Annotated in this window: 13 protein-coding genes; all 13 read left to right on the forward strand. The window is 72.0% G+C overall.

The window, feature by feature from the left end; translation table 11 throughout:
• Positions 1-8 precede the first annotated feature (8 nt).
• The 13 genes from ftsW to ACH45N_RS11120 all read left to right on the forward strand — a co-directional run bounded on the left by ftsW (position 9) and on the right by ACH45N_RS11120 (position 12,910).
• Positions 9-1,271, forward strand: coding sequence for a putative lipid II flippase FtsW (ftsW, locus tag ACH45N_RS11060; RefSeq protein ID WP_397393568.1), 1,263 nt, complete (start codon positions 9-11; stop codon positions 1,269-1,271).
• 93 nt (positions 1,272-1,364) lie between these two features.
• A complete protein-coding gene (gene murG / locus ACH45N_RS11065; protein WP_397393570.1) occupies positions 1,365-2,519 on the forward strand; it encodes an undecaprenyldiphospho-muramoylpentapeptide beta-N-acetylglucosaminyltransferase in 1,155 nt (384 codons plus the stop codon).
• Entirely contained in the window at positions 2,516-4,018 is a 1,503-nt protein-coding gene (gene murC / locus ACH45N_RS11070; protein WP_397393572.1) for a UDP-N-acetylmuramate--L-alanine ligase, read from the forward strand. The genes murG and murC overlap by 4 nt, the downstream gene beginning before the upstream one ends.
• Complete coding sequence (locus ACH45N_RS11075) at positions 4,018-5,103, forward strand: cell division protein FtsQ/DivIB (protein ID WP_397393574.1); 1,086 nt, start codon at positions 4,018-4,020, stop codon at positions 5,101-5,103. The genes murC and ACH45N_RS11075 overlap by 1 nt, the downstream gene beginning before the upstream one ends.
• A 251-nt stretch (positions 5,104-5,354) precedes the next feature.
• The gene (ftsZ, locus tag ACH45N_RS11080) at positions 5,355-6,695 is read left to right on the forward strand and encodes a cell division protein FtsZ (RefSeq protein WP_397393576.1); all 1,341 of its coding nucleotides are present in this window, start codon (positions 5,355-5,357) and stop codon (positions 6,693-6,695) included.
• A 22-nt stretch (positions 6,696-6,717) separates the two neighbouring features.
• On the forward strand, positions 6,718-7,512 hold the full coding sequence (gene pgeF / locus ACH45N_RS11085) for a peptidoglycan editing factor PgeF (RefSeq protein ID WP_397393578.1): 795 nt from the start codon (positions 6,718-6,720) through the stop codon (positions 7,510-7,512).
• A gap of 271 nt (positions 7,513-7,783) precedes the next feature.
• Complete coding sequence (locus ACH45N_RS11090) at positions 7,784-8,254, forward strand: cell division protein SepF (protein WP_182614681.1); 471 nt, start codon at positions 7,784-7,786, stop codon at positions 8,252-8,254.
• Between the two features lie 123 nt (positions 8,255-8,377).
• Positions 8,378-8,674, forward strand: coding sequence for a YggT family protein (locus ACH45N_RS11095; RefSeq protein ID WP_397393581.1), 297 nt, complete (start codon positions 8,378-8,380; stop codon positions 8,672-8,674).
• A gap of 264 nt (positions 8,675-8,938) precedes the next feature.
• Positions 8,939-9,580, forward strand: coding sequence for a DivIVA domain-containing protein (locus ACH45N_RS11100; protein ID WP_020016671.1), 642 nt, complete (start codon positions 8,939-8,941; stop codon positions 9,578-9,580).
• Positions 9,581-9,778: 198 nt separating this feature from the next.
• A complete protein-coding gene (locus tag ACH45N_RS11105; RefSeq protein WP_036966460.1) occupies positions 9,779-10,246 on the forward strand; it encodes a TraR/DksA C4-type zinc finger protein in 468 nt (155 codons plus the stop codon).
• 308 nt (positions 10,247-10,554) lie between these two features.
• Positions 10,555-11,061 (forward strand): hypothetical protein, encoded by a 507-nt coding sequence (locus ACH45N_RS11110; protein WP_377231025.1) that lies wholly within the window; start codon positions 10,555-10,557, stop codon positions 11,059-11,061.
• A gap of 251 nt (positions 11,062-11,312) precedes the next feature.
• Positions 11,313-11,981 (forward strand): signal peptidase II, encoded by a 669-nt coding sequence (locus ACH45N_RS11115; RefSeq protein WP_397393583.1) that lies wholly within the window; start codon positions 11,313-11,315, stop codon positions 11,979-11,981.
• Positions 11,981-12,910 carry an RluA family pseudouridine synthase gene (locus ACH45N_RS11120; protein ID WP_397393585.1) on the forward strand — a complete coding sequence of 310 codons (930 nt, stop codon included), beginning with the start codon at positions 11,981-11,983 and terminating at the stop codon, positions 12,908-12,910. The genes ACH45N_RS11115 and ACH45N_RS11120 overlap by 1 nt, the downstream gene beginning before the upstream one ends.
• Positions 12,911-12,932: the final 22 nt, after the last annotated feature.

Genomic DNA, 12,932 nt, shown 5'->3' on the forward strand with positions numbered 1-12,932 from the left:
GGCAGGGGATGGCCACGACGACCACCGGTCGCAGGGCGCCCGACCGGAAGGCGTCCGACCGGAAGTCACCCGACCGCCCGTGGCTCGGGCAGTGGAACTCGACGGTGACCAGCTACTACCTCCTGGTGGGCACCACCGGCCTGCTGACCGTGATCGGCCTGATCATGGTGCTCTCCAGCTCGACGGTGACCTCCATCGCGGAGGGCCAGTCGCCGTACGCGGCCTTCCTGGTCCAGGCGCAGTACGCGCTGATGGGCCTGCCCGTGCTGCTGGTCGCCGCCCACCTGCCGATCCGCTGGTACAAGCGGCTCGCGCTGCCCGCGCTCCTGGTGGCGCTGGTGCTGCTCGTCGCGGTGATCTTCCTCGGCTCCATCCGCAACGGCCAGCAGAACTGGCTCGAGCTCGGCCCGTTCTCGTTCCAGCCCTCGGAGCTGGCCAAGCTCGCGCTCGCCGTCTGGCTGGGTACCGTGCTGGGCCGCAAGCAGGCGCTGCTCGGGAGCTGGTCGCACTCGATCCTGCCCGCGGTGCCCGGCGCCGTCGCCGTCATGGGCCTCGTGCTCGCCGGGGGCGACCTCGGCACGGCGCTCGTGATGGGCCTGCTGGTGGCCGGCGCGTTCCTGGTCGCGGGTGTGCCCCTGTCCCTCATGGGGCTCGGCAGCGCGCTGGCGGCGTTCGTGGTCGGGTACGTGTTCATCCTGCAGCAGGGGTCGGGCGACCGGCTCCAGCGGATCATCGCGACCTACGGCGCCGAGTGCGACGAGACCTCGGAGTGCTACCAGTCGCTGCACGGCCTGTTCGGCCTGGGCACCGGCGGGCTGTGGGGCGTGGGCCTGGGCGGCAGCCGCGAGAAGTGGAACTACCTGCCCGAGGCGCACAACGACTTCATCTTCGCCGTGATCGGCGAGGAGCTCGGCCTGTTCGGCACGGTGCTGGTGCTCGCGCTGTTCGCCGTGCTGGGCCTGGCGATGAGCCGCGTGATCCAGCGGCACAAGGACCCGTTCGTCAAGGTGACCACGGCCGCCGTCGGCTGCTGGATCGTGGGCCAGGCGTTCGTGAACATCGGCGTGGTCATCGGGGTGCTGCCGGTGATCGGCGTGCCGCTGCCGCTGGTGTCCGCGGGCGGTTCGGCGCTGATCACCACCATGGCCGCGCTCGGGATGGTCATATCCTTCGCCCGGACGGAGCCGGGGGCTGCCAAGGCCCTCGCTGCACGCGGTAGCGTCGTCCGCAAGTCACTGGCCGTGCTGGGCGGCGCGGTCCGGAGACGGTAGAAAGGTGCACGGCGGCCTGATCTGTGACCAGATCCTGCACGGCAGGCCGCGTCGCGATCGATTCGCCCGGGCCCGGGCGACGACGAGAAGGTGATGATGAGCTCAGCAGTTGTGTCGGTGGTGCTTGCCGGAGGCGGCACCGCGGGACACGTGAACCCCCTGCTCGCGGTGGCCGACGAGGTGCGGCGCCGGGAGCCCGGCGCGCGCGTGCTCGCGCTCGGCACCACCACCGGCCTGGAGGCCGACCTCGTGCCGTCGCGCGGCTACGAGCTGCGCCCGATCCCGCGCGTCCCGCTGCCGCGCCGCCCCAGCCCCGAGCTGCTGCGGCTGCCCGGCCGGCTGACGGCGGCGGTGCGCGCCGCGGAGGACGCGATCGACGAGATCGACGCGCAGGCCGTGATCGGCTTCGGCGGGTACGTCGCCACCCCGGCCTACCTCGCGGCCAGGCGCAAGGGCGTGCCCATCGTGATCCACGAGCAGAACGCCCGGCCCGGCCTCGCCAACCGCCTCGGCGCGCGGTGGGCCGCGCGCGTGGGCCTCACCTTCGCCGGCACGCCGCTGCGTGGCGGCGTCCTCACGGGCCTGCCGCTCCGGCAGGCCATCGCAGGCCTGGTCCAGGAGCGGGAGGCCGACGCCGCGGGCGTGCGCGCCCGGGCCGCCGCCGAGCTGGGGCTGGACCCCGCGCTGCCCACCCTCGTGGTCACGGGCGGCTCGCTGGGCGCCCTGAGCCTGAACCGCGCCGTCTCGGGCGCCGCCGCCCAGATCCTCGCGGCGGGCGCGCAGGTGCTGCACCTGACGGGCAAGGGCAAGAGCGACGAGGTGCGCGAGACCGTGGCGGGTGTGGACGCCGCGCGCTACCAGGTGCGCGAGTACCTCGAGCAGATGGAGCACGCCTACGCCGTGGCCGACCTCGTCGTCTGCCGCTCCGGCGCCGGCTCCGTCGCCGAGCTGGCCGCGCTCGGCATCCCCGCCGTCTACGTGCCGCTCCCGATCGGCAACGGCGAGCAGCGGCTGAACGCCGCCCCGCTGGTCGAGGCCGGGGGCGGCCTCCTGGTGGACGACGCCGACGTCACGCCCGCCTGGGTGGCCCAGAACGTTCCCACGCTGCTCGCAGACCGCGAGCGGCTCGGTGTCATGGCGAAGGCCGCGGGGTCGGCCGGCACCAGCGACGGCGCGGCTCGTGTCGTCGATCTCGTCGAGCAAGCCGTACGGTCAGCAGGTACCGACACCACGGAGGTCAGGTCATGAGCACCACGGTCACGGATCAGATGGCGGATCAGGTCGCGAAGCTCGGCCGCGTCCACATGATCGGCATCGGCGGGGCGGGCATGTCCGTCGTCGCGCGGCTGCTCGCCGGGCGCGGCGTGGCCGTGCAGGGCTCCGACGCCGCCGAGTCGGACACGCTCGCCGCGCTGCGCGCCGAGGGCGTCCAGGTGTGGGTCGGCCACGATCCGGCCCACCTGAGCGGCGTCGACACCGTGGTGATCTCCAGCGCCGTGCACGAGGACAACCCGGAGCTGTCCGCCGCCCGGTCCCGCCGCCTCAACGTGCTGCACCGCTCGCAGGCCCTGGCTGCGCTGATGGAGGGGTCGCGCGGCGTCGCCGTCGCGGGCGCCCACGGCAAGACGACGACGTCGGCCATGGTCGCCACCATCCTGCGCGAGGCCGGCCTGGACCCGTCGTACGCGATCGGCAGCACGGTGCGCACCGCCAACGGCTCGACGCCGGGCGGCCACCTGGGCTCGTCCGACGTGCTCGTGGCGGAGGCCGACGAGTCGGACGGCTCGTTCCTCAACTACACGCCCACCATCGCGGTGGTGACCAACGTCGAGGCCGACCACCTGGACCACTACGGCACCCCGGAGGCGTTCAACGGCGCGTTCATCCGGTTCGCGCGCCGCCTGGTGCCCGAGGGCTGGCTCATCGCCTGCGCCGACGACGAGGGCTCGCTGTCCGTGGGCGCCACGATCTGCGCCACCGGCGGCCACGTCATCACCTACGGCACCAACGACACCGCCCGCGTGCGGGTCACCGACATCTCCACGACGGCGGAGGGCACCACCGCGGTGCTGCGCGGCGACGTGCTGGGCACCAACGAGCAGGTGGCCGACGGCGCCGGCGTGTCCGGCACCGTGCCCGGCATCCCGATGCGCCTGTCGGTCCCGGGCAAGCACAACGTGCTGAACGCGACCGCCGCCGTCATCGCGTCGGTGCTGCTGGGCGTGCCTGCCGAGCAGGCGGTCGCCGGGGTCGAGGCGTTCATCGGCACGGGCCGCCGCTTCGAGGAGAAGGGCCAGGCCGACGGCGTGCTCGTCGTCGACGACTACGCCCACCACCCCACGGAGATCAAGGCCGTGCTGACCGCGGCCCGCGAGATCGCCGACGGCGGCCGGGTGCTCGTGCTGTTCCAGCCCCACCTGTACTCGCGCACCAAGACGTTCGCCGACCGGTTCGCGCAGGAGCTGTCCGCCGCCGACGAGGTGGTGGTCACGGACATCTACGGGGCGCGCGAGGAGCTCGACCCGACGGTCACGCCGAACACGATCGTCGACCTCATGACCGAGCACGGCGCCGCCTACGCGGTCCCGGACCGTCTCGACGCCGCGCACGTGATCGCCGACCTCGCCCGGCCGGGCGACGTGGTGCTCACCGTGGGCGCCGGCGACGTCACCCAGCTCGGACCGGCCGTCCTCGCGCGCCTCGCGGCCCGCGTGGCGACCGGTACTCCGGGGCTGGGCGAGGACTGATGCGCCCGCCCGCGCGCCCTCGCGCCGCGGGCACGGCACGGCCGCGCCCGGCGGACCAGGGCGCGGCCGTACAGGACCATGCCCGGCAGGACCGGGCCGCTCGTGACGAGGCCCGGCGGGGCCGGGACCTGCAGGACGAGGCCCGGCGGGACCGGCCCGCTCGTGACGAGGCCCGGCGGGACCGGCCCGTCGGCGAGCGGCCGGCCGGCGGGCCGCCCGCCGGCGAGCGGCCCGAGTCCGGCCGGGCCCGGCCGGCCCGGGCAGGCTCGACCCGGCCAGGGCCGGACCGGCAGGAGCGTCCCGCGACCGGCGCGACGCCGTCGGCGGGCGGCCGGGTGGGCGTGGTCTCGGACCAGCTGGCCGACCGCCTCGCGGAGCGCACCGCGATGGCGCGCTACCGCGTGTGGCGCCGGATCGGCTGGACCGCGTTCGTGGTCGCGGTCGCCGCCGGCCTCGGGTGGGCGACGTTCTTCTCGCCGCTGTTCGCGCTCGACGCGGAGCAGGTCCGGGTCACGGGGGAGGGCACCACGGTCGACGTCGGCGAGGTGCGGGGGGCCGTGACGGACGAGGCGGGCGTGCCGCTGCCGCGCCTGGACACGGTGGGCCTGCGCGAGGAGATCCTCGCGATGAACGCCGTCAAGAACGTGCGGATCACGCGGGCCTGGCCGGACGGGCTCACGGTCGAGCTCACCTCGCGCGAGCCCGTCGCCGCGGTGCCGCAGCCGGGTGACGTGTACGCGCTGATGGACGCCGAGGGCGTCCGCGTCGCGACCGCCAAGGAGGTGCCCGAGGGCCTGCCCTCCATCGTGACCTCGCTGTCCGACGCCGGGGCCGGCCGCCGCGCCCTGGACGCGGCCCTCGCGGTGCTCGGCGCGCTGCCGCCCACGCTGGCGGCCGACATCACGACGGTGAGCGCGGCGACGCAGGACGACGTGCGGACCACGCTGTCCGACGGGCGCGTGATCCGGTGGGGGAGCGGCGCGGACGTGCCGCTCAAGACGAAGGTCGCCCAGACGCTGCTGCGGGCGGAGCCGACGGCGACGACCGTCGACGTGTCGTCGCCCGGCCTGCCGGTCACGCACTGACCAGGTCACCTGCCGGGCGGGGGCGCGTACGGACCCACGGACCGACCCACGCGGCGACCAGGAATAACATCGCTGTGATTTCTCGCGTGCATCGTTGCGCGACACGCGCAACGATGTCTTCGACACACCCCGGCGGCACACCTACCGTCGAACTCAGCAGCAACCTGACATAACTCTAACCCTCTACCTCAACCTGAGACTTTGGGAGGGATGAGAGTCGGGACTCGGGACCCGAATCGAAAGGCGACGACGTGGCAACTCCGCAGAACTACCTGGCAGTAATCAAGGTGGTCGGTATCGGCGGCGGTGGTGTGAACGCCGTCAACCGCATGATCGAGGTCGGCCTCAAGGGCGTCGAGTTCATCGCGATCAACACCGACGCACAGGCACTCCTGATGTCGGACGCCGACGTCAAGCTCGACGTCGGCCGGGAGCTCACGCGCGGCCTCGGCGCCGGCGCGGACCCCGAGGTCGGCAAGAAGGCCGCCGAGGACCACGCCGAGGAGATCGAGGACGTCCTGCGCGGCGCCGACATGGTCTTCGTCACCGCGGGCGAGGGCGGCGGCACCGGCACGGGCGGCGCCCCCGTCGTGGCGCGCATCGCACGCTCGCTCGGCGCGCTGACCGTCGGCGTGGTGACGCGCCCGTTCACGTTCGAGGGCCGGCGCCGTGCGGTCCAGGCCGAGAGCGGCATCGAGAACCTCCGTGACGAGGTCGACACGCTGATCGTCATCCCGAACGACCGGCTCCTGTCGATGTCCGACCGGAACGTGTCCGCCATTGCGGCGTTCCACTCGGCCGACCAGGTGCTGCACTCCGGTGTGCAGGGCATCACCGATCTCATCACCACGCCCGGCCTGATCAACCTCGACTTCGCCGACGTGAAGTCCGTCATGCAGGGTGCGGGCTCGGCGCTCATGGGCATCGGCTCCGCCCGCGGCGAGGACCGCGCGGTGCAGGCCGCCGAGCTGGCGATCTCGTCGCCGCTGCTCGAGGCCTCGATCGACGGTGCGCACGGCGTGCTGCTCTCGATCCAGGGTGGCAGCGACCTCGGCCTGTTCGAGGTGCACGAGGCCGCGCGCCTGGTGCAGGAGGCCGCGCACCCGGAGGCGAACATCATCTTCGGTACGGTCATCGACGACGCGCTGGGCGACGAGGTGCGGGTCACCGTCATCGCGGCCGGCTTCGACGGCGGCCTGCCCAAGGAGCGCAAGGACAACCGGGCGCTCGGCCAGGTCGCCGGTGCGGTCGCGACGGGCTCGCGCAGCCCCGCGACGGCGCCGGTCCCGCTGCCCGACGTCTCGGACGCCGCCCGCCGCGCGCCCGAGCACACGGGAGTCAACGGCATGCCGCCGTCGGTCCCGCCGTCGCACCAGCCCGCGCCCGTCTCGACGCTGCCGCGCGTGATCGACGACGAGGGTTCGGACGACGTGCCGCGCACGCTCGACGAGCCGGCGGTCGTGGTGCAGGGCTCGTTCAACCGGCAGGACGTGCACCGCGAGCAGGGCGAGCGCGTCGAGGTCCCGCCGCTGTACGACGAGAACCCGCGCCGTACGGCCGAGGACCTGGACGTCCCCGACTTCCTGAAGTGACCGGCCGGGTAACCTCACACCCGTGAGCGAAACCCGGACACTTCCAGGCGTGCACCCCGTCGACCTCGGCGACGGGGTGCACGCCTTCTTCACGTCCAGCGCGGGCGGCGTCTCGCCCGCCCCGTGGGCGGCGGCGGACGGCGGCGGCGGCCTCAACCTGGGCCTGAACGTGTCCGACAACGACGCCCGGGTCGCGGTCAACCGGGCCCGCGCCGCCGAGCGGCTCGGCGCGCCGGTCGCGTTCGCCACCCAGGTGCACGGCGACGTCGTGCTGGAGCTGGGCGCGCCCGAGCGGGCGCTGTGGGCCGCGCCCCGGCCGCCGGCCTCCGCCGGGGAGGGTGACGCGCTTGTCACCGCCGAGCGCGGGCTGGGCCTGGGGGTGCTCGTCGCGGACTGCGTGCCGGTGCTGCTCGCCGACCCGGTGGCCCGGGTGGTCGCCGTCGCGCACGCCGGGCGCAAGGGGGTGCTGGCCGGCGTGGTGCACCGAGCCCTGGACTCGCTGGTCGCCCGGGGCGCGGATCCCGCGCGCGTGCGCGCCGCCGTCGGGCCCGCGGTGTGCGGGCGGTGCTACGAGGTGCCCGCCGCGATGCGCGACGAGGTGGCCGCCGTCGTACCCGAGACGTTCGCGACCACGAGCGACGGTACGGCGGGTCTCGACCTGCCCGCCGGGGTGGTCGCCCAGCTCGCCGCCCGGGGGGTGGCGGTGACGCGGGTCGAGCGCTGCACGGTGGAGGACCCCGGGCTGTTCTCGCACCGCCGGGCGAGCGTGACCGGCGTCACGACGGGCCGACAGGCGGGCGTCGTGGCGCTGACCTGAGCCGGCTGTGGCGGATTTCCGCCAGATCCGCGACACGCCGATAACAGTGCCCTGACCTGCGAAATCACACGGATGTCGTTTTTAGCGAGCAATCGCTGAACAACTTTGGCAAAGTTGTTCGTGGCACGGCGTGTCGCACTTCCGGGTCGGATTGCGCCGGGCTACTTTTGTCAAGACGACCTCGGTCGGAGGTCAAGGTCGGACCTGTTGTACGGGCCCGCTGGGACACAGACAGAAGGACGCACAGCAGGCGACGAACGGAGAGTGAGCGATGGCCGGAGCGCTTCGCAAGACCATGCTGTATCTGGGCCTCGCCGACGATCAGGGCGAGCAGGAGTACCTCGACGAGTACGACGAGGGCCTGGAGGAGAACGTGGAGGACCACCGACACGCGCAGGTCACGCCGCTGCACCGCGATGGCGTGCCCCACCAGGCGCTCTCCACCGGGGAGCTGCGCCGCATCACGACCGTGCACCCGCGCTCGTACAACGACGCACGGAGCATCGGCGAGGCTTTCCGCGCCGGCACTCCCGTCATCATGAACCTCTCCGACATGGACGACGCCGACGCCAAGCGCCTGGTCGACTTCTCGGCCGGCCTCATCTTCGGTCTGCACGGCTCGATCGAGCGGGTGACCAACAAGGTCTTCCTGCTCTCTCCCGAGCACGTGGAGATCGCAGCCGAGGAGCAGGTCGCCACCGAGAAGCCGAACGGACGCGGCGGCTTCTACAACCAGAGCTGATCACCACGAGACCTGAGCGGGGGGCGGTCGCCACACGGCGAACGTCCCCCGCTCACGTCTGTCCCCGCACCGCATCCGGGCAGGTTCATGGGATCCGGGGTTCGAACACGTTAGGTTGTGCGTGTGGCTCTTATCCTGCAGTTCATCGGCTTCCTGCTGTGGCTCTTCATCCTGTTCCTCATCGGCCGGCTGATCTTCGACTGGGTGCAGTTCTTTGCCCGGGACTGGCGGCCGCGTGGTGTTCTGCTCGTGGTCGCCGAGGCGGTCTACACGGTCACGGACCCGCCCCTGCGGTTCCTGCGCCGGCTGATCCCGCCGCTGCGGCTGGGCCAGATCCAGCTCGACCTGGCCTTCATCGTCCTGTTCTTCGGCGTCTCGATCCTGTCCCAGCTCGTCGGTTCCTGGGCCAGGATGATCTGACGCCACCGGAAAAGTGTTGGAGATGTGCCGGTTCTCGTCGGGGTGGCGCACGATTCGTCGAGGTGAGGCACAAGAACATTGACCGATGCATGGATTCGGGCTGGGGTGACACGGCACACTCTGTGAGGAAATCGTGCCCGGGGGTGCTCCCGGTGTCCCGGGCCGATGTCGTCCGCTACCGTGGGCTTCGGCGAAGGGCGCGCGGCTTGCTAGCGCCGACGTCCGAGTTCAGCGTTCCTACGTTCTAACTTTCGAGGTGACACGATGGCACTGCTTACAGCAGAGGACATCCTCAACAAGAAGTTCTCCGCGACGAAGTTCCGCGAGGGCTACGACGTCGAGGAGGTCGACGACTTCCTCGACGAGGTCGTGCGGACGCTTACCAACGTCCAGGAGGAGAACGAAGGCCTGCGGCAGAAGGTCGCGGCCGCCGAGCGGCGCATCGCGGAGCTGTCGCGCAGCGACGCCGCCGCTCCCGCCCGTGCGCAGGCCGCGCCGGTCGCGGCGCCCGTCATGCCGACCGGCCCCGCCGGCCCCAAGGGCAACGGCCCGGAGCCCGAGTCGGCGACCGGCATGCTCCAGCTGGCGCAGAAGCTGCACGACGACTACGTGCGCTCCGGCCAGGAGGAGGGCGACCGCCTCATCACGGAGGCCAAGACCGAGGGTGCGCGCATCGTGCGCGACGCCGAGGAGACGTCGCACCGCACGCTGTCGCAGCTCGAGCAGGAGCGTTCGCTGCTGGAGCGCAAGATCGACGAGCTGCGCCTGTTCGAGCGCGACTACCGCACCCGCCTGAAGAGCTTCCTGCAGAACCTGCTGGGCGACCTGGACGCGCGGGGCTCGGCCCTGCCGCCGCGGAACAACCAGCAGTCCGGCCGGCCGGCCGAGATGGCCCAGGGCATCTGACGGCGATCTGACAGCAGAGCACCGCTCGACACGCACGGCGGCCCGGACGTCCCCACCTCACGTCCGGCCGCCGTGCGAGTTGTGCGGCATGCGCACATCATGGGGGCGCGCCACACCGGCGCGCCCCGTTGTGCGTCTGGCCGCTTGTGCTTACGCTTCGTGCACTTGACCACCGGGGGCGACCGCGAAGGGGAACCCATGACCAAGATCTCGACTGCGACGCGAGCGGCGATCAAGCAGGAGTTCCCGAACCTGACACGAGACGTGAAGAAGTTTCCCGTCCGTGACGGTGAAGAACCCTGGACCGTCCGTGAGGCGGAGGAGCTGGCCGCGCTGCTCCTCGAGGACAAGGAGCGGCTGGAGCGCGAGCTGCACGTCGCCGACCGTGAGCTGTCGGACCTGTTGCGCAACTCGGGCGACGGTGCCGGCGACGACCAGGCCGACTACGGCTCGAGCGCCCTCGAGCGCGAGCAGGAGCTGACGCTCGTCAACAACATGCGCGACCTCCTGGACCAGACGAACCACGCGCTCGACCGGATCCGGAAGGGCACCTACGCCACGTGCGAGCTGACGGACCTGCCGATCGGCAAGGCCCGGCTGCAGGCGTTCCCGAGAGCGACGCTGTCGGTCGAGGCGAAGGCGCGCGAGGAGCGCCGCGGGGCCTGAGCGGACGGCGTGACGAGGGTGTCACGCCGGACCTTGCACCGGATCCTGCACTCGATATCAATGCTGTGATGTCTGAGTTACGTGCATACCTCATGCCTTGCCATGGAGTTCGATCCTGGAATGTCGCATTTCCCTCTCCGGGTGCTCCGTGCGGCAGGTCACGTTCCGATTGACAGGGTGAATTTCACCCCGGATGCTCGTCCAGGTGAATCACACACGTGTGGTTCATCGCTATTTCGACGGACGCTATTCGAGGGGGAAACACAATGATCCGAGGATTCCGTGCAACGTGTCGTGCGGGTGCGGCCGTGGCCATGTCGGCCGGTCTGGTCGTCGCCGCGGCGACCGGCGCCAGCGCACTGACCCAGGGCGACTCGCCCGAGGCGCACGTGATCAGCTCGGCCGAGACCAGCGAGGTGCTCGGCGGGATCGACGGTGCCGTCGGCGTCGTCGGTGCCGACGGTGCGCTGGACGTGCTCGGTGCGACCCAGAACGCGGAGCTCCCCGAGGGGATCGACGGCGTGATGGTCCCCGAGGAGGTCGCCACGGCTGGTGACGTCGTCGAGATCGGTGGCGACGGCAGCTTCAACGCGCTGAACAACGTGTGCGTCGCTCCCTGGTACTGGGAGGGCCCGGGCAACGTGGGCAGCACCGCCAACCTGACCGACTACCAGGCCTGCGACGAGGGCGACGCCGTCATCGGTGGCGAGGACTCGGTCAACATCCTGAACAACGTGTGCGTCGCGCCGTGGCACTGGGACGGCCCGCTGAACCTGTTCCAGACCGGCAACGTGACCGGCTACGCCGCTTGCTGACGTTCTGACGTCAATTGACTGTCGCCGCGCGGTGACGCGGTGACGTCGCATCAGGCGAGGCCCTTTCCCGGATCCCCAGGAAAGGGCCTCGCTGCTTTGTACGCCGTCATTGCGCATTTGCGGATCTTTGTCCATTGCCTCCGTTTTTTCGCGCAGTGCCGCGCGTGGTGTTTCCACGCTCTTCCGCGGTTCTCCGGCGCGACGCCGGACGCTGGGCCGGGCAGGGCTCGCGGCATGGGAGACTTTGGCTGATGTCTACTCCCGCTGAACCCTCCGCCGTGGCCGGCGACGAGACGAGTCCCGCAGCCACGCCCTCGCCGTCCGGCAGCCGAAGGCTCGTTGCCTGGACCGGCGTGCTCGCGGCCCTCGTCCTGGCCGCCGACCAGCTCACGAAGTGGTGGGCCGAGTCCGCGCTGACGCCGAACGCCGAGCCGATCCCGCTCGTGGGTGACCTCCTCGGCCTGCGCCTCATCTACAACCCCGGCGCCGCGCTGTCGATCGCCTCGGGCTACACCTGGATCCTGACCATCGTCGTGACGGTCGTCGTGATCTTCATCGTCCGGGCGATCGGCCGCCTCGGGTCGCGGGGCTGGGCGGTCGCGCTCGGCCTGCTGCTCGGCGGCGCCGTCGGCAACCTCATCGACCGCCTGGCGCGCGAGCCCGGGTTCGCGCGCGGGCACGTCGTGGACTTCATCGACTACGCCGGCTTCTTCGTGGGCAACGTGGCCGACATCGCCGTCGTCGCCGCGGCCGTGCTGATCGCGCTGCTCTCCCTGCGGGGGATCGGCCTGGACGGCAAGCGGCACACGGATGACGAGGCCGCCGAGACGTCCGTGGACGACGTGGCGGACGACGCGCCGGGCGAGCCTTCCGGCAAGACCGCACCGAATCCGGCCGGCGAGCAGGGCGACCCCGCCTGATGGCGCTGCGCACCCTGCCCGTCCCCGACGGGCTCGCCGGCGACCGCGTCGACGCGGCGCTGGCCCGTATGCTCGGCTTCTCGCGGACACGCGCCGCGGAGCTCGCCGAGGCGGGCGCCGTATCGCTCGACGGCCGCCAGGTGGGCAAGTCGGACCGCGTGGTCGCGGGCGGCTGGCTCGAGGTGGACCTGCCGGAGGAGCGGCCCGCCGTCGAGGTCGTGGCAGAGCCCGTGCCCGGCATGGGCATCGTGTACGACGACGACGACCTGGTCGTGATCGACAAGCCGGTCGGCGTGGCGGCGCACCCGTCGCCGGGCTGGACCGGGCCCACCGTGGTCGGGGCCCTGATCGCCGCGGGCTACCGTGTCTCGACGTCGGGTGCGGCGGAGCGACAGGGGATCGTGCACCGGCTCGACGTCGGCACCTCCGGCCTCATGGTCGTGGCGAAGTCGGAGGTCGCGTACACGGGCCTCAAGCGTGCGTTCAAGGAGCGCACGGTCGACAAGGTCTACCACGCGCTCGCGCAGGGCCACCCGGACCCCACGGCGGGCACGATCGACGCGCCGATCGGCCGGCACCCCAGCTCGGACTGGAAGTTCGCGGTCACGGCGGACGGCAAGCCGTCGGTGACGCACTACGAGACGCTCGAGATGCTGTCCGCGGCCTCGCTGCTGGAGGTGCACCTGGAGACCGGGCGCACCCACCAGATCCGGGTGCACTTCGCGGCGCTGCGCCATCCGCTCGTGGGCGACCTGACCTACGGCGCCGACCCGGTGCTGGCCTCCAAGGTGGGGCTGACCCGGCAGTGGCTGCACGCGCACCGGCTGGGCTTCGAGCATCCCGTGACCGGCCGCTGGGTCGAGGTGGAGTCGCCCTACCCCGCCGATCTGGAGGCCGCGCTGGACGTGGTGCGGGGCGCCTACACGTGATGTGAGAAGTGGCTCGGCGTTG

Origin of the sequence: Promicromonospora sp. NPDC019610, from assembly GCF_044389365.1 — a bacterium.
In the GTDB taxonomy this organism is placed as follows: Bacteria; Actinomycetota; Actinomycetes; order Actinomycetales; family Cellulomonadaceae; genus Promicromonospora.